Source organism: Cognaticolwellia mytili, from assembly GCF_002104475.1.
In the GTDB taxonomy this organism is placed as follows: domain Bacteria; phylum Pseudomonadota; class Gammaproteobacteria; order Enterobacterales; family Alteromonadaceae; genus Cognaticolwellia; species Cognaticolwellia mytili.
Genome location: NZ_NBOF01000001.1, coordinates 359,715 through 385,318, shown reverse-complemented (window position 1 = coordinate 385,318; position 25,604 = coordinate 359,715). Strand labels below are relative to the sequence as shown.

General features: G+C 38.8%; 20 protein-coding genes. 4 read left to right on the top strand and 16 right to left on the bottom strand.

Features of this window, described 5'->3' with window-relative positions:
• Window positions 1-29 precede the first annotated feature (29 nt).
• From betA to B7C41_RS01500, 4 genes are all read left to right on the top strand, one after another.
• Entirely contained in the window at window positions 30-1,688 is a 1,659-nt protein-coding gene (betA, locus tag B7C41_RS01515; RefSeq protein WP_085296993.1) for a choline dehydrogenase, read from the top strand.
• Window positions 1,689-1,882: 194 nt separating this feature from the next.
• On the top strand, window positions 1,883-3,100 hold the full coding sequence (locus tag B7C41_RS01510) for a choline transporter (RefSeq protein ID WP_085296992.1): 1,218 nt from the start codon (window positions 1,883-1,885) through the stop codon (window positions 3,098-3,100).
• Window positions 3,101-3,147: 47 nt separating this feature from the next.
• Window positions 3,148-3,852 carry a TorF family putative porin gene (locus tag B7C41_RS01505; protein ID WP_085296991.1) on the top strand — a complete coding sequence of 235 codons (705 nt, stop codon included), beginning with the start codon at window positions 3,148-3,150 and terminating at the stop codon, window positions 3,850-3,852.
• Window positions 3,853-4,210: 358 nt separating this feature from the next.
• The gene (locus tag B7C41_RS01500; RefSeq protein ID WP_143764259.1) at window positions 4,211-5,533 is read left to right on the top strand and encodes an aspartate aminotransferase family protein; all 1,323 of its coding nucleotides are present in this window, start codon (window positions 4,211-4,213) and stop codon (window positions 5,531-5,533) included.
• 205 nt (window positions 5,534-5,738) lie between these two features.
• On the opposite strand, the gene B7C41_RS01495 is transcribed toward B7C41_RS01500, so the two are convergent.
• The 16 genes from B7C41_RS01495 to B7C41_RS01420 all read right to left on the bottom strand — a co-directional run bounded on the left by B7C41_RS01495 (window position 5,739) and on the right by B7C41_RS01420 (window position 25,557).
• Window positions 5,739-6,308, bottom strand: a complete 570-nt coding sequence (locus tag B7C41_RS01495) for a PhnA domain-containing protein (protein WP_085296989.1) — start codon at window positions 6,306-6,308, stop codon at window positions 5,739-5,741.
• Between the two features lie 190 nt (window positions 6,309-6,498).
• Entirely contained in the window at window positions 6,499-7,689 is a 1,191-nt protein-coding gene (locus B7C41_RS01490) for a dicarboxylate/amino acid:cation symporter (protein WP_085296988.1), read from the bottom strand.
• An 82-nt stretch (window positions 7,690-7,771) separates the two neighbouring features.
• Window positions 7,772-9,154 carry a tRNA lysidine(34) synthetase TilS gene (gene tilS, locus B7C41_RS01485; RefSeq protein ID WP_085297671.1) on the bottom strand — a complete coding sequence of 461 codons (1,383 nt, stop codon included), beginning with the start codon at window positions 9,152-9,154 and terminating at the stop codon, window positions 7,772-7,774.
• A 47-nt stretch (window positions 9,155-9,201) separates the two neighbouring features.
• Window positions 9,202-10,158, bottom strand: coding sequence for an acetyl-CoA carboxylase carboxyl transferase subunit alpha (gene accA, locus B7C41_RS01480; protein WP_085296987.1), 957 nt, complete (start codon window positions 10,156-10,158; stop codon window positions 9,202-9,204).
• Window positions 10,159-10,210: 52 nt separating this feature from the next.
• Window positions 10,211-13,783: a DNA polymerase III subunit alpha gene (gene dnaE, locus B7C41_RS01475; protein ID WP_085296986.1), complete on the bottom strand. Its 3,573-nt coding sequence runs from the start codon at window positions 13,781-13,783 to the stop codon at window positions 10,211-10,213.
• An 8-nt stretch (window positions 13,784-13,791) separates the two neighbouring features.
• Complete coding sequence (gene rnhB, locus B7C41_RS01470; protein ID WP_085296985.1) at window positions 13,792-14,442, bottom strand: ribonuclease HII; 651 nt, start codon at window positions 14,440-14,442, stop codon at window positions 13,792-13,794.
• An 18-nt stretch (window positions 14,443-14,460) separates the two neighbouring features.
• Entirely contained in the window at window positions 14,461-15,627 is a 1,167-nt protein-coding gene (gene lpxB / locus B7C41_RS01465; RefSeq protein ID WP_085297670.1) for a lipid-A-disaccharide synthase, read from the bottom strand.
• Window positions 15,628-15,673: 46 nt separating this feature from the next.
• The gene (gene lpxA, locus B7C41_RS01460; RefSeq protein WP_211279488.1) at window positions 15,674-16,456 is read right to left on the bottom strand and encodes an acyl-ACP--UDP-N-acetylglucosamine O-acyltransferase; all 783 of its coding nucleotides are present in this window, start codon (window positions 16,454-16,456) and stop codon (window positions 15,674-15,676) included.
• A 1-nt stretch (window position 16,457) separates the two neighbouring features.
• Window positions 16,458-16,910: a 3-hydroxyacyl-ACP dehydratase FabZ gene (gene fabZ, locus B7C41_RS01455; RefSeq protein ID WP_085296984.1), complete on the bottom strand. Its 453-nt coding sequence runs from the start codon at window positions 16,908-16,910 to the stop codon at window positions 16,458-16,460.
• A gap of 36 nt (window positions 16,911-16,946) precedes the next feature.
• Complete coding sequence (gene lpxD, locus B7C41_RS01450; protein WP_085296983.1) at window positions 16,947-17,975, bottom strand: UDP-3-O-(3-hydroxymyristoyl)glucosamine N-acyltransferase; 1,029 nt, start codon at window positions 17,973-17,975, stop codon at window positions 16,947-16,949.
• Between the two features lie 168 nt (window positions 17,976-18,143).
• Complete coding sequence (locus B7C41_RS01445) at window positions 18,144-18,662, bottom strand: OmpH family outer membrane protein (protein ID WP_085296982.1); 519 nt, start codon at window positions 18,660-18,662, stop codon at window positions 18,144-18,146.
• Window positions 18,663-18,803: 141 nt separating this feature from the next.
• Window positions 18,804-21,278 (bottom strand): outer membrane protein assembly factor BamA, encoded by a 2,475-nt coding sequence (bamA, locus tag B7C41_RS01440; protein WP_085296981.1) that lies wholly within the window; start codon window positions 21,276-21,278, stop codon window positions 18,804-18,806.
• A gap of 27 nt (window positions 21,279-21,305) precedes the next feature.
• Window positions 21,306-22,661, bottom strand: a complete 1,356-nt coding sequence (gene rseP / locus B7C41_RS01435) for a sigma E protease regulator RseP (RefSeq protein ID WP_085296980.1) — start codon at window positions 22,659-22,661, stop codon at window positions 21,306-21,308.
• A 9-nt stretch (window positions 22,662-22,670) separates the two neighbouring features.
• The gene (gene ispC / locus B7C41_RS01430) at window positions 22,671-23,888 is read right to left on the bottom strand and encodes a 1-deoxy-D-xylulose-5-phosphate reductoisomerase (protein WP_085296979.1); all 1,218 of its coding nucleotides are present in this window, start codon (window positions 23,886-23,888) and stop codon (window positions 22,671-22,673) included.
• Window positions 23,889-23,893: 5 nt separating this feature from the next.
• Window positions 23,894-24,760 carry a phosphatidate cytidylyltransferase gene (locus tag B7C41_RS01425; RefSeq protein WP_085296978.1) on the bottom strand — a complete coding sequence of 289 codons (867 nt, stop codon included), beginning with the start codon at window positions 24,758-24,760 and terminating at the stop codon, window positions 23,894-23,896.
• Window positions 24,761-24,792: 32 nt separating this feature from the next.
• A complete protein-coding gene (locus B7C41_RS01420; RefSeq protein ID WP_085296977.1) occupies window positions 24,793-25,557 on the bottom strand; it encodes an isoprenyl transferase in 765 nt (254 codons plus the stop codon).
• Window positions 25,558-25,604 lie beyond the last annotated feature (47 nt).

The window sequence follows — 25,604 nt, the reverse complement described above, 5'->3', positions numbered from 1 at the left end:
AGTCAATAACATGATTAGTAAGAAATATTATGAATAATAAAAAGTTTGATTATATTATTGTTGGTGCTGGCTCTGCTGGCTGCGTACTCGCGAATCGTTTAAGTGAAGATGCCAACAATAGCGTTTTGTTACTTGAAACCGGTGGTAGTGATAAAAGCATTTTTATTCAAATGCCGACAGCCCTGTCTATTCCGATGAACACTAAAAAGTATGCATGGCAGTTTGAAACTCAGCCTGAGCCTCATCTTGATGGTCGCCGTATGCATTGTCCTCGCGGTAAAGTGTTAGGCGGATCTTCATCAATTAATGGTATGGTTTATGTTCGTGGCCATGCAAAAGATTTTGATGAATGGCAGCAATACGGCGCTAAAGATTGGGATTATGCCCATTGTTTACCCTACTTTAAAAAAGCCGAAACCTGGGCGTTTCCTGGTGATGAATACCGTGGCAAAGAAGGCCCATTAGGGGTTAACAACGGTAATCAAATGAAAAACCCATTGTATAAAGCCTTTGTTGATGCCGGTGTTGAAGCGGGATATCTAGCTACTGACGATTATAATGGTGCAGCGCAAGAAGGTTTTGGCCCAATGCACATGACCATTAAAGATGGTGTGCGTAGTTCTACAGCAAACGCTTATTTACGCCCTGCTATGGCACGTAATAACTTAACCGTAGTGACTCATGCCTTAGTACATAAAGTATTACTCGATGGCAAAAAAACTGTCGGCGTACGTTACGAGCGCAAAGGTAAGTTATTCGATGTAAACGTTAATAAAGAAGTGATTCTGTCTGCAGGCCCTATTGGCTCTCCGCATATATTACAACTTTCTGGTATTGGTAATAGAACGACACTTGAAGAAGCTGGCATTGACGTTAATCATGAGTTACCTGGTGTTGGTGAGAACTTACAAGATCACCTTGAATTCTATTTCCAGTTTAAATGTAAAAAGCCGATTTCTCTCAATGGTCAATTAGGCTTATGGAATAAGTTTTTAATTGGTACCCGTTGGATTTTGACCAAGCAAGGCTTAGGTGCAACAAATCATTTTGAATCATGTGGCTTTATTCGTTCAAAAGCTGAAGTTGAATGGCCTGACTTACAGTATCATTTTTTACCTGCAGCGATGCGTTACGATGGTAAAGAAGCTTTTGCAGGCCATGGGTTTCAAGTTCATATTGGTCATAATAAGCCGAAGAGTCGCGGAGCAGTCAAGGTGCTATCGGATGATCCTAAAGCTCATCCACAAATTTGTTTCAATTACCTTGAACATGAAGATGACAAAGAGGGCTTTCGCGCTTGTGTACGTCTAACGCGAGAAATTATTCATCAAACTGCCTTTGATGAATACCGTGGTGAAGAAATTCAACCCGGTATTGAAGTTCAAACTGATGAAGAAATAGATACTTTCGTTCGTCAATTTGTTGAAAGTGCCTACCACCCATCATGCTCTTGTAAAATGGGAGAGGATGAGATGGCTGTTGTTGACTCTGACACTAAAGTACATGGCATTGAAGGCCTACGAGTGGTTGACTCATCAATATTCCCAACGATTCCAAATGGCAATTTGAATGCACCAACCATTATGGTTGCTGAACGTGCCGCAGATATTATTCGTGGGCACAAAGTATTACCACCGTCTGACGCTGAGGTGCGTATGTCGCCTAATTGGCAACAACAGCAGCGTTAAAATAACCGAAAAATATAATAACAATAACCGCGAGTACTCGTTCAGATATTAATTATCGCAGTCAAGAAATGATTCATGGTTGCGACAATTGAGATTTGGCACTTTAATTAAGTGTTTCCGAGTACTCTTTTTTAAAACTAAAAGAGGAGTTTATACTTGTTTACATCACTTAGCATCACTACTAGGAGACCATTATGACCACTTGGTTATCTGCTGGCATCCTATTTACTTTTGCCGCTATCGCACTGATATTATTTCGTTGGGGAAATATTCGCTGCGTAGGTGTTACACCCGTTAAAACATTTACCTTCATTGCTATCTTATTCACTTCTGGACTTGATGTTGGACTTATCATGTTCCCGTTAACTGAGTTTGCTGGCTACGCTGATTTAGCAACAAGCCCTGAATATGGCTTTACTAATCCGTTATCGATTGAATTTGGCTTTTGGGCTTTCCTTATTTGGGGTTTCTACTTTTTAACATGTTTTTATTTCTGTGTTATTGAACCTCGTGTGAAGTTTTTCGAGATACCTTTAATTAAGCTGATCAATAATGTTGTGATCATAGGCACTTGTGCTTTCACGGCTTACTTGCTATTAACGAACCTGCCTTGGTATGTACCATCCTTAGGCGACGGTGAATCAGTCATCGGTAGTTTTTACCTTATTGTCTTCCTTGTTATTGCTGCAGCGGTGTATTCAAGTACCAGTATTCGCTATGTAAGAATTTTAAGTCTAGCAACTACCTGGCTATTTATTGGCTTAATCGCGTTAATGTGGGCTGGTGCTTTCTTATCAGAAAATTCAAGCATTGCCGAATTTGCCCAAACAGTTTCTTTACTTGGCGGCTATTTTGGTAATATCCATGAATTTGTTCTACCACTTAATGATTACCATGAGTTTTACCTTTACTGGTGGTTTGCATGGAGCATCATGATCGGTCAATTTACTTCTCGTTTCGTTGGAGGCTTACGCACCTATCAAGTGTTAGTAGCGATGTTAGTATTTCCATCTATTCCTATCGCAATTTGGTTCACTGTCTTGTACTACTACAGTGCAAATGGCTTGGATACCGCTGGTTTTTACAACCTAGCAATGGCCTTTGTTGGTATAACATTCGTTATTAATTCACTCGATTCATTGATCCGTTTATACACAGATAATCTGAATTTGGGCGTAGCACGACTAGGCCGAGTTAAATATTTCTTAGGTAATTTGGCAGCGTTAAGTCTATTAACTTTATTATTCAAATTGGACTTCTTACAAATACAATGGGTTGGCGCAATTGTTATCGGACTATTTTTCACATGTTTTGGCTACATTTTATTTACAAAGCTGAAAGTGGTAAGTGAAATAGAATGTGCTCCAAAAGAAAATGAACTAGATTTTAATAAAATAGAATTAATAAAATAACACTACAATTTTTATATAAATATACTGAACAAAAAAGAGAGTATGAAATGAATAAAAGTATTATCGCCATAGCAACAAGCTGCTTATTAACATTATCTGCTGGCGCTGCTGCTGAGCTATCTACGACAGTTAAGTTAGCGTCTGATTACACCTTCAATGGTGTCAGCCAAACAGGTAACGATCCAGCATTACAAGCAAGTTTAGATTATGCTAATGATAGCGGGTTTTATGCAGGTACTTGGGCGTCAAATGTTGATTTTGGTGGCGCGGATGATACGAACATCGAATGGGACGCTTACATTGGACAGTATTTTCAATTAAATGAAAAAATTGGCTTAGATGCAGGTATTGCTTATTACACTTACCACGGTGATTCAGCTTCTGATACTTATAACTACCCTGAAGCTTACACTAAGTTCAACTACAGCTCATCGATGGGTAGTACTGAATTAAATTTCTGGTATAGCTGGGATTACTTTGGTGTCGATGCAAACCATTATATTGCCATGATTGCTCATACTTTTGAAGTTGCTGAAGGCCATAACGTTAAAGTTAGTTTTGATCGCTCAACATCGAACAACGAAAATAAATGGGCTTGGAATGGTAAAAGCGCTTACAACCATTACCGTGCTGAATACATGACAAGTTGGGAAGGTTTTGATCTTAACCTAGCGCTTGAAGACACTAGCATGAGTATTGATACCGCTGATACCCGAGTTGTATTCTCAGTATCGCGTACATTCGGCTTATAAGTTTTCAGCCTAGTTACTCAAGCTAGCTTGAGTAACATAATAACGAACAGCCTCTATATCTTATAGAGGCTGTTTTATAATTTCTCGGTAGTTTTTAACTAATAAAAATTAGGCACAGCAAACTTCTCAGTAAAGTCACCTCTCGACGCAATGACGCTTAGATAATAAAGTCAGAAATATAGCAGCACATATACATTACCGATACAGTCTTTCTTTAAAAAACTAGTGACAGAAATCATGATTAATATAGCATTTTAAATGTGCTTAACACTTCCAGAAACATTAGCTTCCCTGTATTATTGCCCACATTAAATTTCAGCGCATATTAAAACACTTAGCAAGATAAAGAGTACCCATAATGAAAACAGAAAAACCACAAAGTAACGCTATGCTCAAAAGAGCTCACACCAATATGCCAATGGGCGTAGCTGATAGTTATCGTTATTGGGGTGAAGACAACACTGTATTTTTAAGTAGTATGAAAGGCTGCACGATTACTGATTGTGACGACCAAACCTTTGTTGATTTTCGTCTTGCCTATGGGCCAATTATTCTTGGTTACCGTGATGAGCGTGTTGATAACGAAGTAATTAATGCGATTACTAATGTTGGCACTATTTCTGGGTTTTCTACTGGCCTTGATTCAGACGTAGTCGAGTTAGTGAAGTCACTTTGTCCTAACATTGATAAAATGCGTTTTGCAAATTCTGGCACAGAAGCGGTTATTGGCGCGGTACGTACTGCTCGTGGTTTTACTAAACGTAATAAAATAGTTGTTGTTGAAGGTGGTTTTCACGGTCTTCATGATGAAGTTATGTGGAAGTCAGATGTTGATAACTGGGATGACAGTACAGAAAAATCACCTGAAATCATTCCATTTGGTGCAGGTATTCCACAAAGTACTCGTGAACATCAAGTCAGCGTGCCACTAAATGATATTACCGCTATCGACGCTGTATTTGCAGAACATGGCGATGATATTGCTGCAGTTTTGATTGAGCCTATTATGGGTAACTGTGGCTCAATCGCCTCAACTCAAGACTACATGCAAAAACTACGTGACGTTTGTGATACTAACGGTTCATTACTGATTATGGATGAAGTAAAAACAGGCTTTCGTGTTGCTAAAGGCGGGGCACAAGAGCTTTATGGTATTTACGCTGACTTAACTACTTACGCAAAAGCCATGGGTAATGGCTACCCTGTTGCTGCTTTTGGTGGTCGCGCTAAAGTCATGGATACCATTTCTTTTGATAAAGGCGGCGTAACACACGGCGGTACTTATACGGCAAATATGGTGGCACTAAGTGCAGCTAAAGCTACATTAACGTTATTAAAAGAAACTGATGCATTGGCAACTATTGCTAGTGTTGGTAAAAAAATTCAAACAGTTCTTTCACGTGTATTTACAAAGTTTGGTATTGAGCATTGCTTTGCGGGCCCAGATGCTATGTTTGGCGTACATTTTGGTAGTGAAGTACCACAAAACTATCGTGACTGGAAGCAAACGAATAGCGACCTTTATACGCAATTTGCGATGAATTTAATTGATAATGGCTTAATGCTAGAACCAGATTCTCGTGAACCTTGGTTTATTTGTGAAGCCCATAAAACCATGGATTTGAACTGGTTAGAGCAAGTAGCAGAGCAATCAATGGCGGCAGCAATTAAAGCACAGTAGCTTTAGCTTTACTTACTCTGTGAATAATATCAGGCAAAAACTATGTTCTTTGCCCTAACACGTTAATTAGTCAAAGATTAATTAACTAATTTGTATAAAAAAAGCACCGGCTGTAGGCGAACTACTCTCGGTGCTTTTTATTAGCTATTTAAAGTTATCATTATCGTTATTTAAGTATTCGCCTTAAAACGATTGATTGAAAATCTTATGCTTTCTTTAAGTACGCAGAAACTAACACAATACGCGTACCATTAACTTTTCCTTCAATATGCTCAGGGTTATCCGTTAAACTGATACCACGTACCATTGTGCCTTGTTTGGCAGTAAAATTAGCCCCTTTAACCTTCAGATCTTTAACTAAGGTAACATTGTCGCCGTCATGTAATTCAGCGCCGTTACTATCGCGGGTAGGCCCTTCTCGTTCAGCTGCAGCAATACCCTGTTCAGCCCAAGTTTTAACGTCGTCTTCCAAATAAATCATATCAAGTGCATCTTGTGCCCAGCTTTCACTAGATACTTTATGTAGCATACGATAAGCCATTACTTGCACTGCTGGTTCTTGATTCCACATTGCATCGGTCAAACAACGTAAATGGTTAATATCAAGCTCAACAGTACCTTCTACTTGTCCTAAGCAATTACTACATAAATAAATACTTTGTTGTGCGCTTAAGTCACTTGTCGGCGGCACCGGATGAACACTTAAACCGTCAGTTGATGCACAAAATTCACAGCTTGAATTACTGCGTTGCTTTACTGCTTGCTCTGTTACCATAATAAATATACCCACAAAAAATTTGTCGCTATTATGCCAATGTTGCCAATGCTATGGTAGAACATTTAGCATTTAAATAAGCGTTATTGATTTAAAATCAAGCTCTGTCGCGTTGATGAAGGTATTAAGATCAAAAAAGGTGGCTAGCGCCACCTTTAAATTTAATTAAGCTACTAAGGCTTAGTGAAAACTAGGTTGATTCTTTAACTTCATTGCTTTGATTCGCTAACGCGCTATCTTCACCAGCAAATTTATCTACCCAAATAGCAATAGCGCCATCACCGGTAACATTACACGCAGTACCAAAGCTATCTTGAGCTAGATATAACGCTATCATTAACGCTAACGCTGCATCGGTAAAGCCAAGCATACTTGCAAGTAAACCAATTGCTGACATTACTGCGCCACCTGGAGCACCTGGTGCTGCAATCATGACAATACCTAGCATCAATATAAAGCCCATCATGCCGCCTAAACCAGGTAATGCAAGTTCAGGCGTTAATAACATAACAGCTGTTGCACAAGTTACTATGGTAATTGTTGAACCACTTAAATGAATTGATGCACAAAGTGGTACGGTGAAATTAGCAACACCGTCACTAACATCATTAGCTTTAGTTGCACGTAAAGACACAGGAATGGTCGCTGCACTAGACATAGTACCTAACGCTGTAAAATACGCTGGCATCATGTTTTTCAATAATACCATAGGCGACTTTTTCATCGCCATTGCAGTGGCAACATAAAGAATTGTGATCCAAAGCCAATGCATGATTAATGCAAGCACTAATACTAAACCAAAAGTTTGAAGTGTGGAAAACACAGTGCCGTCGACTGTCATTTCGGCAAATACACCCGCAATATAAAAAGGTAATGCCGGAATAATAACTTTGCTTAATAGCATTTCAATTACATCACGCGCTTCGTTTAAATTAGTACGAAGCGATGTCGCATTAATTGCGCTAATACCAATACCAAAAATAAAGGCTAATGCTAACGCTGTCATCACATCAAACAAAGGCGGAATGCTAATATCTAAAAAGCCTTTTAGCTTTTCACCTTCTGCCGCTGCTTCTAATGCATTGCCAGAAATTAAACCAGGTAAAATAGTACTTGCAACAATAAATGCTAATGCGCCAGCAACAATGGTTGAACCGTAAGCTAGGCCAACGGTTTTACCTAGTAATGCACCCGAACCTTGAGGTAATGACGCAATACCGCTAGCAATATAAAACAAGATAATTAATGGGATAGTAAACTTAATTAGTTGCCCGATAAAAGATTGAATAGTAAAAGTTAATTGTATGAGAAAATCAGGGGCAAATAGGCCAATGACGATACCCGCGACTATGCCAGCAATAAGCTTTAGCACTAAATTCATAAGAACTCCGATTGTTATAATAATATTGAAGATTAATTCGCAACCGTTTCAAGGCAGCGATAATAATTCTATTCTACCCTAATTATTTATGTTCAAGCCAGACTAGCGTTAACTTGCTGTCTTCTGGCTGCGGTATATGGTTTTTACAAACAAAAAGCCCAAGCGCGGCTACCAATGTTTCATCGTAATAAACAAAAGGTATGCGTTGACGCTGCCACGTTGGTATTTTTGCCTCTTGTAATATTTTTTTAAGAGCACGCGATTTATCACGAAAATGCGGTAAACATTTTGGATTATCATGACTAAATCGAACACTTACCGTTTGCTCAGCTTTTGGCGCTATTATATCAATGTATTGATGAGAGTCATTGGCAGCAAAATCATTATTAACAATATCACTCTCACCATCGACAACAGAAAATTGAATGTTACCTAAGTTATCAGGCAGTTCAATTTTCTTGTCTTCTAAAGTCACACCTATCTTCCTACTCCATTCGCTAACATCAACAAAGTTATCAGTTAAATAAAGCTTTTGCTGATAACGGCGCAAACAATAAGTTGCAATTTGTACACAGGGGTTTTTATCACTATTAGCATGTAATTGTTGAGTAATTTGCATTAACTGAGCGCTACTTGGCATTAATTTATCATGCTTGGCGAGAAAAAATCGTATGACATTATTAAATCGTAATGCACTTAAACTTAGTAGCATCGGAATCGACAAAACTTCACTCGAAAATGATACTTTATTAAAGTCTTCTTCTGCAATTTCATTTAGTAACAACTGTGCGTCTTGGCAATGGCCAACACTACGACTCAGCGTTTGATTAAAACTCGGCCAACGGCTAAATAACTCAGGTGCGATAGTATGGCGAATAAAATTTCGATCGAAGGTTTGATCTTCATTTGATTCATCTTCAATCCAGTCTAATCTTCGATGTTGAGCATAGGTGACAATATATTCACGAGAAATAGCTAACAGTGGTCGCACTAGTGAATGTTGCGCAAGTGATGTCTGTTGCGCCATTGACGATAAACCTTTTAAACCTGCACCACGCTTTAATGCTAATAAAAAGGTTTCTGTTTGGTCATTTTGATGATGACCTGTAACAATGAAGGCTGGCTCAACATTTGTTTCAATCAAACACTGGTAGCGCGCGTCTCTGGCTATTGCTTCAAGACTTTGCTGGGGTAGTTTTTTTAATGCTAACTGATGAATAGTCAGCGGTAATTCAAATTGTTGACATTGCTCAGTTGCAAACTGTTGCCAGGCGGATGCATTAGTACTTAAACCATGATTTACATGACAAACCAAAATAGGATTTGTTAGCTGCTTTTGCTGTTTTAATGTCGATAAAGCGGCAAGCAATACTTGTGAGTCAACACCACCACTGTATGCAACGACAATAGTTTTATCATTGGTATTTTTAAAAAACGCTAGTAGCGCTGATTCGATTTTATTCATGAATGGAAAGTAAAAAGCGACCATTGAGTTGGTCGCTTTTTATTAAGTTAACAGTAACCGAACGACATGAGTTTGTCGTAGCGCTTGTCAATTAACTCTTCTTTTGAAAGGCTTTCAAGCTCGGCTAAATTACTTTTAAGTGATTGTTTCAAAAATGCTGCCATCTGATCCATATCACGATGCGCGCCACCTAAAGGCTCTTCAACAATATTATCAATAAGATCTAATTCTTTAATACGCTTGGCCGTAATACCCATAGCTTCAGCTGCAGTTGGTGCTTTTTCTGCAGTTTTCCATAAAATTGACGCACAACCTTCTGGAGAGATAACTGAATATGTCGAATATTCCAACATGTTAACTTTATCACCAACACCAATAGCCAAAGCCCCACCGGAGCCACCTTCACCAATAACTGTACAAATAATAGGTACACTTAAGCGTGCCATTACTTTCAAGTTAGTTGCAATAGCTTCACTTTGACCACGTTCTTCAGCGCCAATACCCGGATATGCACCTGGCGTATCGATAAAGGTAATAATAGGCATATTAAAACGTTCCGCCATGTTCATTAGACGTAACGCTTTACGGTAGCCCTCTGGGCGCGGCATACCAAAATTACGTTTTACTTTTTCAGTTGTAGAACGACCTTTTTGATGACCAATAACCATCACGGCTCTTCCGTCCAAACGTGCTGTACCACCAACGATAGCACTATCATCTGCATAGGCTCGGTCACCGGCTAACTCATCAAATTCCGTGAATATAAGTGGTAAGTAATCTAAAGTGTAAGGACGCTGGGGATGACGAGCCACGCGTGCGGTTTGCCATGGGTCTAAGTCTGAAAATATTTTTTTTGTTAACTCATTATTTTTTGCACGTAATTGAGTAATTTGTTCTTCTAAATCAAGATCTAATTCTTGGCCATTGTTGACCGACTCTAGTTCTTTAATTTTTGCTTCAAGCTCTGCAATTGGCAGCTCAAAATCTAAGAAATTTAATGACATATGATTATTCTTACCTATGTTGTCAAGGAGTACCGTTCTTTATGAACACTACTTATTTAAATTTTAACTCGACTTGCTCATCACCCAGCAGGGTTTTCAAATCGTATAATAGCATGTCGCTTGGCGATACGCGCCACTGTACGCCCAATTCTAGCATACCTTGCGCTTCATCTCTTTGATAAAAAACGCGAATTGGGCAAATACCTTCTTTGTACGGCGTTAACACTTCAATAAACCGTTCAATAAAGTTATCCGAAAGTTTACTTTTATCAATCTGCAAATCAAGTGAAGCGACATAATTTTCACGGGCATCTGCAACTGTCATGATATCTCGGGCGGTCATTGTAATACCCCCAGAGTAATCATCAAAGCTGACCTGTCCGCTACAGACTAAAATAGCATCAGAAACTAGCAATTCTGCAAACCTATCGTAGTCATCTGGGAATAAACGTATGTCCATTCGAGCACTTTTATCATCGAGTGTAACTAATGCCCAACGACGACCACGTTTATTGACTAAAACTCGCACCCCTAGCACTAAACCTACCGCGACGGAAGTTTTGTCTTTATTCGTCGGTTGTAAACCAACGAGGCGGTTAGTCGCGTAACGCTTAATTTCACTTAAATAACGATTAATGGGGTGGCCTGTTAAATAAAGCCCTAAGGTTTCTTTTTCACCGTCTAACCACTTTTCCTCTGGCCAAGCATTTACTGTTTTAAATTCTTGTCTATCATCCGTTTGTTCGTCGTTAATCAAACCAAATAAGTCATTTTGACCTAAAGATTCGGCCTTAGCATGTTGCTCTGCCGCTTTAATGGCTTCAACCAAGGTTTCAAATAACGCGGCGCGGTTTTTCCCCTGCTCTAACGTTGAGCCTATTTGATAGTGCGGGCCTAAGGCATCCATAGCACCGGATTTAATTAACTTTTCCAGTATTCTTTTATTGGTTTTCTTTAAATCTAAACGGGCGCAAAAATCAAATAAATCAGTAAATGGACCGCCAGTTTGACGTGCAGAAATAATGGCCTCTATTGGCCCTTCACCGACACCTTTAACTGCGCCAATACCGTAAACGATTTGATCATCTTCATTTACTGTGAACTTGTATTGGCCGGCATTCACATCAGGGGGCAATAGATCAATGCCCATATTGCTACATTCATCGACTAAGGTAACAATTTTTTCGGTGTTATCCATATCTGCTGACATCACCGCTGCCATAAATGGCGCAGGGAAATGTGTTTTCATCCACAATGTTTGATATGAAACTAAAGCATAAGCAGCTGAATGCGACTTATTAAAACCATAACCAGCAAACTTTTCAACTAAATCGAATATTTTCATGGCGAGTTCGCCATCAACGCCACGGCCTATCGCACCGGCTTCAAAACCAGCACGCTGCTTAGCCATTTCTTCCGGTTTTTTCTTACCCATCGCTCGACGAAGCATATCAGCACCACCAAGAGAATAGCCGGCAAGTACCTGAGCAATTTGCATCACTTGCTCTTGGTAAAGAATAATACCGTAAGTCGGTTCAAGAATTGGCTTTAAGTCGAGATGTTGCCATGTTTCATCGGGATAGCTTACCGCTTCTCGACCATGCTTACGTTCAATAAAGTTATCAACCATGCCTGATTGCAATGGCCCCGGTCTAAACAAGGCCACTAAGGCGATTATATCTTCAAAACAATCGGGCTTTAATTTTGCAATCAGTGACTTCATACCACTTGATTCGAGCTGGAATACTGCTGTAGTTTCTGATTTCAATAAAACTTTAAAGCTGGCTTTATCTTCCAAATCTATCGCGGCAATATTGATTGGCTCTTTACCTTGCTTTATCAGCTTGGCATCCGCCATTTCAATGGCCCACTGCAAAATAGTTAGCGTACGTAAGCCAAGGAAATCAAATTTAACTAAACCGGCATCTTCAACATCATTTTTATCAAACTGCGTAACCGGATTTTTACCTTCTTCGTCACAATATAATGGTGCGAAATCAGTAATAGTGGTTGGTGAAATAACCACACCACCGGCATGTTTACCAGCATTACGTGTTGTACCTTCTAAGATACGGCACATATCAATAAGATCTTTTACATCACTGTCCTGCGCATACACTTCAGGTAGTTTTGGCTCTTCCTCGAAAGCTTTCGCTAAAGTCATGCCTGGTGTCGGTGGAATTAATTTTGATATGCGGTCAACAAAGCCATAAGGATGACCTAGTACACGACCAACATCTCGAATAACCGCTTTCGCGGCCATGGTACCAAAAGTAATAATTTGCGATACCGCATCACGGCCATATAACTCTGCAGTATGGTCAATGACCTCATCTCGTCTGTCCATACAAAAATCGACATCGAAATCAGGCATTGAAACACGTTCAGGATTTAAGAAACGCTCAAACAGTAAATCGTACTCTAGCGGATCTAAATCGGTAATTTTTTGCGCATAAGCGACTAGTGAACCGGCACCAGAACCACGGCCTGGTCCGACAGGAATATTGTTATCTTTACTCCACTGAATAAACTCCATAACGATCAAGAAGTAACCTGGAAAGCCCATATTATTGATAACTTCAAGTTCAATGGCTAAACGTTCATCATAGGGTTTACGTTTTTCAGCAAAATCTGGCGCGTCTTTATCAAATAAAAACTCTAAACGTTCTTGTAAACCTTCTTCGGATACTTTAACTAAGAAGTCTTCAATCGATAAGCCTTCGGTTGGAAAGTCAGGTAAAACGTATTCACCTAGAGTAACGGTTACATTACATCGCTTGGCTATTTCTACGGAATTCTCTAGTGCTTCTGGAATGTCGGAAAAAAGCTCCAACATTTCCTCTTCACTACGCAAATACTGCTCTTCACTGTACTTTTTAGGGCGACGTTTGTCGTCTAAAGTGAAACCGTCATGGATAGCTACCCTAATTTCATGCGCATCAAAGTCTTCTGGACTTAAAAACATCACTTCATTAGTGGCAACGAGTGGTAAATCACAACGAGAAGCAAGTTCAACGGCTAAGTGCAGGTAATTTTCTTCATCACTACGGCCCGTACGGATCAATTCTAAGTAATAGCAATTAGGAAAATATTGCTGATAAAAACTTAGCATTTCATCGACAACTTCTACATTGCCTTTTAATAAGGCTTTACCAACATCACCCTCTCGACCACCAGAAAGCAGAATTAGTCCATGTGCATGTTCAATTAACCAGCTTTTATCTAATACCGCTCTACCTTGAATGTGACCGCGTAAATACGCTTTTGAGATCAGTTCGGTAATATTTTTATAACCAACATTATTTGTAGTTAATATCACTAACCGGGATAATTCATCACCTAACTCATCACTTTTCACCCAAAAATCACAGCCAATAATAGGCTTAATACCTGCGCCATGTGCTGCATGGTAATACTTAACTAAACCACACAGGTTGGTTTGATCGGTTAATGCCAGTGCCGGCATATTCAAATCTGCTGCTTTGGCAATTATTGGCTTAACTTTTTTTAAGCCATCACACATCGAGTAGTCACTATGAACTCTTAGGTGAATAAATTTAGGCTCGCTTGATGTTACAACATCAGTAGTGTCAATTACGGCAGGTGAATGATCAGGTTCAGACATTAATGGCTCTAATTATTTTTATGATTGCTGGCTGAATTAGCAATAACATTTGCTACAGGTTTAAAACTTCGGCGGTAATTATCTAAAACACCATGCTCAATGATTTTTTCTAAATGAGCTTTGGTGGGGTAACCTTTATGCTGGGCAAAACCATATTCTGGGTGCAACTTATCTAAAGCAACCATTTCATCATCACGTGCGACTTTAGCCAAAATAGATGCAGCACTAATTTCTGCAACTCTCGCATCACCTTTTACGACGCTTTGACTGGCAATATTACCGCCTTCTGCAGCAAATGTCGGACAACGATTACCATCGACAAGTACATAGTCAGGTAAAACCTTTAAGCCAAGTACAGCACGTTGCATAGCAAGCATAGTTGCATGAAGAATATTTAAGGTATCTATTTCTTCAGGGTTTGCTCGGCCAATTGACCAAGCAATGGCATGCTGCTTGATTTCAACCGACAAAAGCTGCCTTTTCTTTTCGGAAAGTTTTTTTGAATCCATCAATCCCTCAATCGGATTTTCAAGGTCTAAAATTACTGCCGCAGTCACTACATCGCCAACTAATGGCCCGCGCCCTACTTCATCGACACCAGCGATACAATAGGCAACAGGGTATTCAAAGGGTTCAAAACTTTTCTTTGGAGCAGGCATAATAATTCACAACCAATATTATAATAAATCAATGACGGCATTTGCCGCTTGTTTACTCGCATCTTGCTTAAGTGTTTGGTGAATAGTAGTAAAAGCCTGATTTAAGGCTGATTGATCTTGGTACAAACGCTCTTCCACTAAGGGGATAATATTATCTACTGTGACTTGCCCTTGCAGTAACTCAGGGACAAGTGATTTATTAGCAAGTAAATTGGGGAGAGAAAACCACTTCAATTTCACAAAACCTTTGAACATATGGTAAGTCAGCGGATTAAATTTATAACAAATCACCATAGGGCGTTTCACCAGTGCTGCTTCTAATGTCACTGTGCCTGATGCCGTTAACAAACAATCACTTGCCGCCATTACTTTTTGCGTTTCGCCAATAATAATATTGACCGCAATCTCAGGAGCAAATTTTTTATGCAGTTCTTTAAATTGCTCAGCGCGTTTTTCACTGATCATGGGGACAGCAAATAGTAACTCTTTAATATGCTCAGGCTTATTTAATAATAACTTTTTAGCTGTTAATAAAAATGGTTCAACTAATCGAGATAGTTCACCACCTCGACTACCTGGCATTAATGCAAGAATTGTTGCAGACTCAGATAAGCCAAGTGAATTTCGTGCGGCAGATTTATCAGAGATCATAGGAATATCATCTGCTAACGAATGACCAACAAAGGTACAAGGCACTTGATGCTTATCATAGAATGCTTTCTCAAAAGGCAACAATGACAAAACCATATTAGTTGCTTTAGCAATTTTAAATACGCGTTTCTCACGCCACGCCCATACTGAAGGACTAACATAATGGACGGTTTTAATGTTCTGTGCTTTTAGTCTTTCTTCTAGGGTAATATTGAAATCTGGTGCGTCAATACCAATAAAAACACTTGGTTTGTTCGCTGAGAAGTAGTCGGTTAGTGATTTGCGAATATGAAGCAATCGGCGCAGTCGCCCTAATACTTCAAAAACACCCATCACAGATAACTCGTCCATATCGAATAAGCTTTTAAAACCCAACGCTTGCATTTTTGGTCCACCAATACCAATAAACTCGGCTTGTGGATAGGAGTTAAGCAATTGCTGCATCAGGCCGGCGCCTAGAGTATCACCTGAGTGTTCGCCAACAACAATTGCAAATATAAGCGTTTGCTCGCTATTTCCCTGTTTTAGAACCATTTGACTATCAAGCTTTTGAGTTAAGTTTTCTTTTAAGTGCATAATACTAACGAATAATACCGCGACTAGAATGTCGAATAAAATCGGTGAAGGTATCTAATTCAGTCATATTGTGTTTCATTTCACTAATCTTCGCAATTGCCCCATCCACGGTTAGCCCTTGGCGATAAACTAACTTATAAGCTCGTTTAATCTGAAGAATTACGTTTTTGTCAAAACCACGACGTTTTAAACCTTCACTATTTAAACCAAATGGCTTTGCCGGCTGACCAGAAGCCATTACGTAAGGCGGAACATCTTTTAATATTAATGAATTGGCGGCAACAAAGCTATGATCGCCAATATGACAAAATTGATGTACACCTGCCATACCACCAATAATGACATGATCACCTACATGAACATGACCGGCAATTGAGGCACCATTCGCCAAAATGCAATTACTACCTATCATACAATCATGGGCAACATGAGTATAAGCCATAAACAAATTGTTATTACCAATTTTGGTCAAGCTGTGGTCTTGAATAGTGCCTCGGTGAACAGTACAATTTTCTCGAAAGGTATTGTTATCTCCGATAACCAATTCTGTTAATTCACCAGCATATTTCAGATCTTGACAATCTTCACCAATAGAGGCGAATTGAAAAATACGATTTCCTTTACCTATTTTCGTTGGCCCATTGATAACAACATGAGAGCTAATTTCGCAATCATCACCAATAATTACATTAGCTGCAACATATGTCCAAGGACCAATTTTTACGTTGTCACCAATAATAGCGCCGTCTTCAATTATTGCTTGCGGATGAATCAATGTATCTACCATATTATAATGCTCGCCTTGCGCACATGAGATCAGCTGAGCAGACAACTTTTCCGTCAACTCTTGCTTCAGCATAAAACTTCCACATACCACGGCGTTCTTTAACAAACTCTAAATGCAAATGCATGGTATCACCAGGGTGTACCGGCCTTTTAAACTTAGCTTTATCAATAGAAGCAAATAAAAACAATTCACCTTCATTTTTATCTTCAACGGATTTAAAACCGAGAATGCCACTTGCTTGGGCAAGTGCTTCAAGAATCAAAACACCAGGGAAAATAGAGTAACTAGGAAAATGTCCCATAAATGCAGGTTCATTAACCGTAACATTTTTTATAGCATGAATAGACTTACCAGGCGTGTAATCTAAGACACGATCTACCAATAAGAAAGGGTAACGATGTGGGATAAGTGTTTTAATTTCTTCTACATCAATAATATTTTTTTGCGCTTCCAAGATTTATTCCTCAATTTCCATAACGATAATCAATAATTACTTATTTTTATCAATTGATATTTCTTTTTCTATGTTGGCCATACGCTTAGTCAGTGATTCAAGTTTTTTAATACGAGCGTTATTCTTATGCCACTCTTTATTCGGCTGACAAGGCATTCCTGATGAATAAACACCTGGCTTTTCAATAGCCTTAGTAACCATGGTCATGCCTGTGAAAACACAACCATCACCGATCGTAATATGTCCATTAATACCCACTAGTCCAGCAATAACACAATTTTTCCCAACTGTGGTACTGCCGGCAATAACACTACATGCCGCAATAGCTGTATTTTCACCTATCTCTACGTTATGGGCAATCTGTATTTGATTATCGAGTATCACACCATCTTTTATAACGGTATTTTCTAGTGCGCCGCGATCAATAGTCGTACTCGCCCCAATTTCAACATTATCGCCAACAATAACAGTCCCTAATTGAGGTATTTTAATCCATTTACCTTTATCATTTGCATAACCGAAACCATCAGATCCGATAACAGTATTAGCATGTATTTGGCAATTATGACCAATTTCAACACAGTGATAGATACTTACATTTGACCATATCACCGAGTTAGCACCTATTTTAGCGCCAATGCCAATGAAGCTTCCAGCCCCAATGCTAGCATTATCAGCAATATTAACGCCTGCTTCTATCACTACATTGGCTGCTATTGTAACGTTTTTGCCCAAGATGACACTTTCATCGATAATGGCAGATGCGTGAATGGCATTTGCTGGCTTAGGGCTGGTATCAAGTAGTTGAGCAACTAGGGCATATCCCATGTATGGATTATCCATTACGAGGGCATTACACTGACAATTTTCAATTTCTTTACTTGAAATAATAACCGCACTTGCCTTAGTCGTTGCAAGTTGATCGCCATACTTACTGTTAGCTAAAAAAGCTATTTGGCCAAGTTGAGCAGTATTTAATGTCGCAATACTATCAATTTCACATTGCCCATCACCATGGAGCACAGCGCCTATTTTATTTGCGATATCTGCGAGCTTATAACTCATAAATAATAACTTCTTTTTAAGTTTAATCTAAAGCATAGATTGAAAGATGAACGTTTACCATCATAGGGCTAAACGCAATATTCCGAATCAAATTGATTCGGAATATTGAAGTAAAAGACAACTGGAGCGACAAAAGTTAATTTGTCTAAACCAAGTTAGGTAGGAAAATTAATTTAGTTTGCTAACTTGTTTAACTACTTGTTCAGTGATCGCACTGCCAGGCTTAGAATAAACTACAGCACTTTGTTCAAGCACTAAGTCATAGTCGCCTTTAGCCGCAATGTTATCAATGGCTTGTCGTACTAAAGCAACAATTTTACTTTGTTCTTCATTTTTACGAACGCCGGTTTTTTGTTGAAATGCTTTACCTTTAACTTGATATTCTTGAAAAAGCGTACCAATTTTTGCGTCTAAATCTTCAATTTCTTTAGCACTCATCAAAGAGCCGTCACGCTTCTTTTTTTCTTGTTGATATTTAATATCTTGCTCTAGTTGTGCAAGTACCGCTTTATCATCTTTAAATTCTTCTTCTAAACTTTTCATAATAGTAGCAGTTTGAGGGATTTTACCCATCACTTCTTGAAAGTTTACTACCGCTATTTTTTGATCCGCTGCCATTGCTGAACTTGCTAATAAAAAACCTGAAGCTGCGGTTGTCATGACGATAGATTTAATCAATTTATTCAATTTCTACTCCTAAAATATTCTTTTATATTGTTACTATAATTTTATTATGCGGTAGTTATACCGCCTCAAGTTGTTTGGTTCAAGCCTAAAAGGGAAAAGCTCATCATTTTCCTTAATTATTAGGCTCTAATCACGATTTTACTAAAATGTTTGACCAATATTAAAACTAAAGAACTCAGTGTCATCACCTTCTTCTTCTTTTAACGTTTTAGCGAAACTAAAAATCATTGGTCCCATAGGTGATAACCATTGCACAGAAATACCTGCAGATGCACGATAGCGTCCAACATCAGAGTAATCAGCAAGCTTTTCAAACTCGATAGGAGCTAAGTCTTTGTAATCGTCAAAACTAAACTCCGTATCCCAAACATTGCCAGCATCAACAAATATACTACTTCGAACACTATTACTAAAACCTTCATCTAAGAATGGAGTAGGTACAATTAACTCTATACTTGCTAGTGCAATGGCGTTACCGCCAACAGACTTCTTGGACGTTTGAATAAAGTCATGATCTGGCCCTAAACAACAACCACTTGCGCCACCAGCCGAATCAGGAGTGCCAGGAATGTTAGTTGGATATCTGTAAATAGCTCTTGGACCAACAATATTCGATTCAAACCCTCGAAGTGTGCCAGAGCCGCCGGCTCTAAAGTTTTCCCAGAATGGTAGAATTTGATCATTTCCTTCTACCGAGCCATAGCCATTACCATACCCAATTTGAAATTTGGTTAAAACAGTCCAACGTTGATCCTGAGTTAATGGAAAATACCATTTTGTGTCCAAATTAACCTTAAAATAGTTTACATCCGAATTTGGTGTAGTCATTTTATACGATAAGCTTTGCTGCGAGCCATCAGATGGAAATGTGCCACGATTCAATGTTGATCTTGATATTGATGCATTAATATCAAAGCTTTCAAATTCTAATCCGCCATCCGGATCATTAGGATCTGAATATAACTCATAAAACTTTTGAATTTGCTCATAACTTTGTAAACGTGTAATACCATTACTTTTATAGCCTACACCAAAGTTTAAACGAACATATTCATTAATCGGAAAACCTAACGTCATTCCGACACCGTAAGTTTTATTATTGTATTCAACAAGATTGGCATTACCAGCATCAAATTCTTGATAAAATATATTGCCGCCTAAAGATACACCATCAACTGTAAAATAAGGATCTGTATAAGAGATGTTAGCACTTTTCGAATAATTAGAAGTGTTAATGCTAAAGCCTAAACGGTTACCCGTACCCAAAAAGTTATTTTGTTGAATGCCTGCATTTAAACTTAATTGACTTGTTGAACCATAGCCAATACCCGCTGTAAATGAACCTGAAGGTTGCTCTTTAACCTCAAAGTCGATGTCAACTAGATCATCTTCACCTGGTAGTTGATTGGTTTCAAATTCAACTGTTTCCATATAAGGTAGACGTTGCAACCAGGCTTTTGAACCTTCAACAAGGTTGTTTGATAGCCAAGCTCCTTCCATTTGACGCATTTCGCGACGCAAAACATGCTCTGCAGTTACGTGGTTACCTTTAAAGTTAATACGATTAACATAGATACGCTTGCCTGGATCAACAGATAATACTAATTTAACTGTTTTATCTTCTTCATTAATTTCAGGAATGGTTACAACTTTAGGATAAGCATAGCCATAGCGACCTAAAAACTTACTAATTAATTCTTCTGAGTAAGTAATGAGTGCGCCATTATAAAGCTCTTCAGTTTTAATTGGTGTTATTGCTCTAATAGTATCTTCAAAACCAGCCATATCGCCAATAAAATCAACTTCACTAACAGTATAAACTTCACCTTCAGTAACGTTCAATGAAATATAGACTGCTTTTTTATCTGGCGTCATGGATACTTGAGTTGAGTCAACTTTATATTGCAAATACCCTCTATCAAGATAGTAACTTTTAATCGTTTCCATATCTCCTTGCAGAGTTTGTTTTTGGTAACGATCTTGTGCCATAAAGTCCCACCAAGGTGAGTCATAAGTTAGCTCTATTCGTTCAAGTAATTCAGTATCAGAAAATTTTTCATTACCAACAATATTGATTTGCTCAATAGCTGCTGCATCACCTTCAATGAAGGTAAAGGCGATATTAACGCGATTACGCGGTAAATGAGTCACTTCTGCTTTTACATCTGCGTTATATTTACCAACACTATGATAAAAATCTTCAAGCCCAGTTTCTATACCGGAAATAACCGTCATATCTAATGTTTCACCAACACGAATATCACTTTTATCAAGGCTTTCTGTTAATTGCTCTTCTTTTAAGTCCTTATTACCTTCAAAGGTAATAGCACTGATGGTTGCTCTTTCCCGCACTCGGTAAATAACGGTGTTACCATCTCGTGAAACCACGACATCACTAAAATGACCAGACTTATACAGTGCCTTAATCGATTGCGATACTCGAAATTCGTTTAGGCTATCACCGACATTAAATGGGATATGTGTTAACGCAGCACCTAACGCAACACGTTGTAGACCTTTAACTTCAATATCTTCTACTTGAAAATCGTCAGCCGCTTGTACTGAAGTTCCCAAACTACCTAATAATACCGCCAGGGCAATTTTTTTAATAATCATATAATATTAACTTTATACTTCTTTTAGTTATAATCGCGATAAATCGTTAAATATGGCGATACTCATCAAGCTCAGTAACGCTATAGTACCAAATTTAAAACCTATTTCTTGTATTTTTTCCGGTACAGGTTTCCCTGTAAAAAGCTCTATAAAATAATAAAATAAATGGCCTCCATCTAGCACAGGTAAAGGTAAAAGATTAATAATACCTAGGTTAATACTAATTAATGCTAAAAAACCTAAAAAGTATACAAAACCATAGTTTGCACTACTACCTGCACCTTGCGCTATCGAAATAGGCCCACTTAAATTTTTCACTGAAACATCGCCAGTGATTAACTTGCCAATCATATCAAAGCTCAACACTACTAAATTCCATGTTTTATTAACACTTTCATGTATCGCAGATATAGGGCCGTATGCTTGCTCAAATAAATATTCTTCAGGATAAGGTTCAGAGACTGGTTGAACGCCTAAAAAACCAATAATTTTTTCAGTGTGTTTCCTAGCCTCAGGCTTTACTATGAGCTCTATTATTACATCATTTCGTAAAACCGTTACACTCACCGTTTTATCGGGGTATAACTTAATTTGTTCGGAAAACTTTTGCCAATTACCATTAATCGCTTCGCCACCAATTGATATTAATTCATCGCCCACTTGTAGGCCCGCTTTCTCTGCAGGACTATCTTTACCAATCACAGCTAGCTTTGCGTAGGTAATAGCACGAAACGGCTTTATGCCTAGGCTTGCAATTGCGGACTCTTTATCTGGAGAAAATAACCAATCTCTCGTGTTCAAATAAAATTTATTATTTGAAACGCTACCATTAGGTTTGACCGTTATGACAATCTGTTCATCACCAATAGCACTAACTAAGGCCAAATTTACTTCTTGCCAATCTACGGTTGTTTTTTCATCAATAGCAATAATTTCACTGTTTGTCGGAAGTGATGCTTGTGCAGCTATGGAGTTCTTTTCTAAGTCGCCAATAATAGGTTTTATACTGGGAACACCAATAAGAAACATCAAATAAAAGGCGAAAATAGCAAAGGCAAAGTTTGCCAAGGGGCCTGCAGCAATTATCGCGATTCGCTGATACACCGATTTACCGTCGAATGTTTGACTAAGCTGACTTTCGCTAACATCATCCACTCGACTATCAAGCATTTTTACATAGCCCCCTAATGGGATCATGGCAATAACGTATTCAGTGCCGTATTTGTCAACCTTACGCCACAGCACTTTACCGAAGCCAACAGAGAAGCGCTCTACTTGCACACCATTCTTGCGAGCAACCCAAAAGTGACCATATTCATGAACGGTAATCAATACCCCTAAAGCAACAACAAAAGAGGCTAAATTCCAAAAAAACTCTAACATATGGTCACGCTATAACTGCCCTACTAATTCATTATTTTCCAACAAAGATTGAGCAAACACTCTTACCTTCTGGTCTAACGTAATAACATCTTCTATTGTTACCACCCTTTCTGAGACAAATTTATTCACAGAAGTTTCATTTATTTTTACAATATCAGTGAATTTAATTTTTTCGTTCAAAAAAGCATCAACTGCAATTTCATTGGCCGCGTTAAGCGCAGTACAGGCCCCTTGGCCTTGTTTACAGGCATCAATAGCCAATTTCAAGTTTGGATATTTAACGTAATCCACATCTTGAAATTCAAAGGATTTAGCTGAAAAGAAATCCAATGGCTCGACCCCTGACTCGATACGTTCTGGAAAGCTTAAGGCATGAGCGATAGGCGTACGCATATCGGGATTTCCCATTTGCGCTAATACTGAGCCATCTTTATATTGCACCATTGAATGAATAGTACTTTGTGGGTGTAAAACCACTTGTATGTCATCAGCTTCGACATTAAAAAGCCATTTAGCCTCAATAAACTCAAGGCCCTTATTCATCATAGTGGCAGAATCAACAGAAATTTTTCTACCCATATCCCAATTAGGATGAGCACAGGCTTGTGCTGGGGTAACGCTGTCTAAGTCAAAATTTTCCCAAGTTCTAAATGGACCACCAGAACCAGTTAACAGTATTTTGCTTACGCCATTGTCATCAAGGTCACAGTAACCTGGTTGTTGCTGTGCCGTTAACGGTAAACATTGGAATATAGCATTGTGCTCGCTATCAATGGGTAATAATTGAGCACCAGATTTTTTTACCGCATCAATAAAGATTGCGCCTGACGTCACTAGTGCTTCTTTATTGGCTAGTAGTACTTTTTTACCGGCAATTACTGCCGCTAATGTCGGCAATAAACCAGAAGCACCAACAATGGCTGCCATAACGGTTGTGCTTGCAGCGGCCTTTGCAATATCTTCTAATGCATTGGTGCCAGAAAACACTTCAATTTCACTTAAACCTGCCTCCACTAGCTTCAAGGTTAATGCATCTGCATGTTGCTTAGAAACCATCACTACTTTTTCAGGATGAAACTCCTGACATTGGACAAGCATTAAGTCGACATTAGCGTTGGCTGACAAACTGACAATGTCAAACTTTTCAGGATGTAATCGCACAACATCAAGTGTGCTTCTACCAATTGAGCCCGTAGAACCCAATATACATAAGGTTTGTTTTTGCATTTATTTTACCAACCCAAGTATGCATAACATAAAGCATAAATTGGTGCGGTAGCTGTTAAGCTGTCAATACGGTCTAAAATACCACCATGACCAGGTAAAATAGTACCGCTATCTTTAACTCCCGCTTGGCGCTTAAACATGCTTTCATTTAAATCACCTAATACAGAGATAGTCGTGATCAGCATAGTCACCGGGATCACGACACGATATTGTTCAACTGTCCAACCAATAAAATAACCTGCTAATAAAACCATAAGACAAGCAAATAATACTCCACCTAAAAAGCCTTCAAGAGTTTTCCCTGGACTAACATTCGGCAGTAGCTTTCGCTTACCAATAGATTTACCAACGAAGTAAGCACCAATATCAGCACTCCAAACCATTAAGAATAAGACCATTAATAATTGCGCACCATGGTAGTTGTCCGTGCTATATTCGCTGCTTCTCAGTACGATGAAAGCTAGCCAAGTTGGTACTAACGTTAACCAACCAAAAACTCCTCTTACTGAGCGATGACTAGACCAAAAAGAACTACAACGTGGATATAAAAAAGTTAAACCTGCCGATAGCAGCCACCAAGCAACTGCGAGCCACAAAACAAGGTTAACTTGGCTAAGTAATTGTTTTGGCGCTTGCCATAATTGCTCAATGGGTAACATATACCAAAGAGCGCCAATGAGTAATACCGAAACCCCGACGAAAGCCAATCGACGGCGCTTATTAGGGAACCCCATTAAAGGTCCCCACTCCCAAGCGCCTATGGCCATAACGACTAAGATAACCGCAGCAAAAGTAGGCAGCGATAAGTAAAATATTGCCCAAATAGCGGCGGGGGCAAGTAATAAAGCGGTTATTATACGTTGTATTAACAAACGGGAATCCTTAAATTACGTTAGTATTTATTTTAGTTATTAGTTACTTGTTCACCAGTTTGACCAAAACGCCGTTCACGTAAGTCAAACTGTGTGATCGCTTTAGTAAATTCTTCTTCATTAAAATCAGGCCATAAAACATCAGTAAAATAGAATTCAGCGTAGGCTGCTTGCCACAATAGAAAGTTACTTATGCGAAAATCACCACCGGTTCTAATTAACAAATCTAACTCAGGTAATTCAGCTAAACTTGTCTGCTCGTGAAGTGACTCTTCGGTAATATCTTTTACTGTAATTTCTTGTTTAACAACTTGCTCGGCTAACTTCTTAGCAGCGTGGGTAATGTCCCACCGTCCACCGTAGTTTGCTGCAATAGATAGCACCATACCCGTATTATTAGCAGTTAACGCTTCAGAATCTGAAATCATTTTTTGCAATTTTGACGAAAATTTACTTAAATCGCCAATAACACTAAATTTAATACCATTCTTATGTAGGCGTTTAACTTCTCGAGTTAACACAAACATAAACAAGTCCATCAGAACACTTACTTCTTTTTCTGGACGTTGCCAATTCTCACTACTAAAAGCAAACAATGTTAATGCTTTAACGCCATGTTTTGCCGCTGCAGATACGGAAGATCTTACCGATTCAACACCAGACTTATGACCAACTACACGCTTCTTACCACGTAATTGCGCCCAACGTCCGTTGCCATCCATAATAATAGCGACATGTTGAGGAACTTTGACGATATCTTCTATCACTTGATTTTTTTGACTATCCGCAGTACTCACATATTCTCCGCTGTGCACTTATCCATTGAAACTTTAACCTTTATATG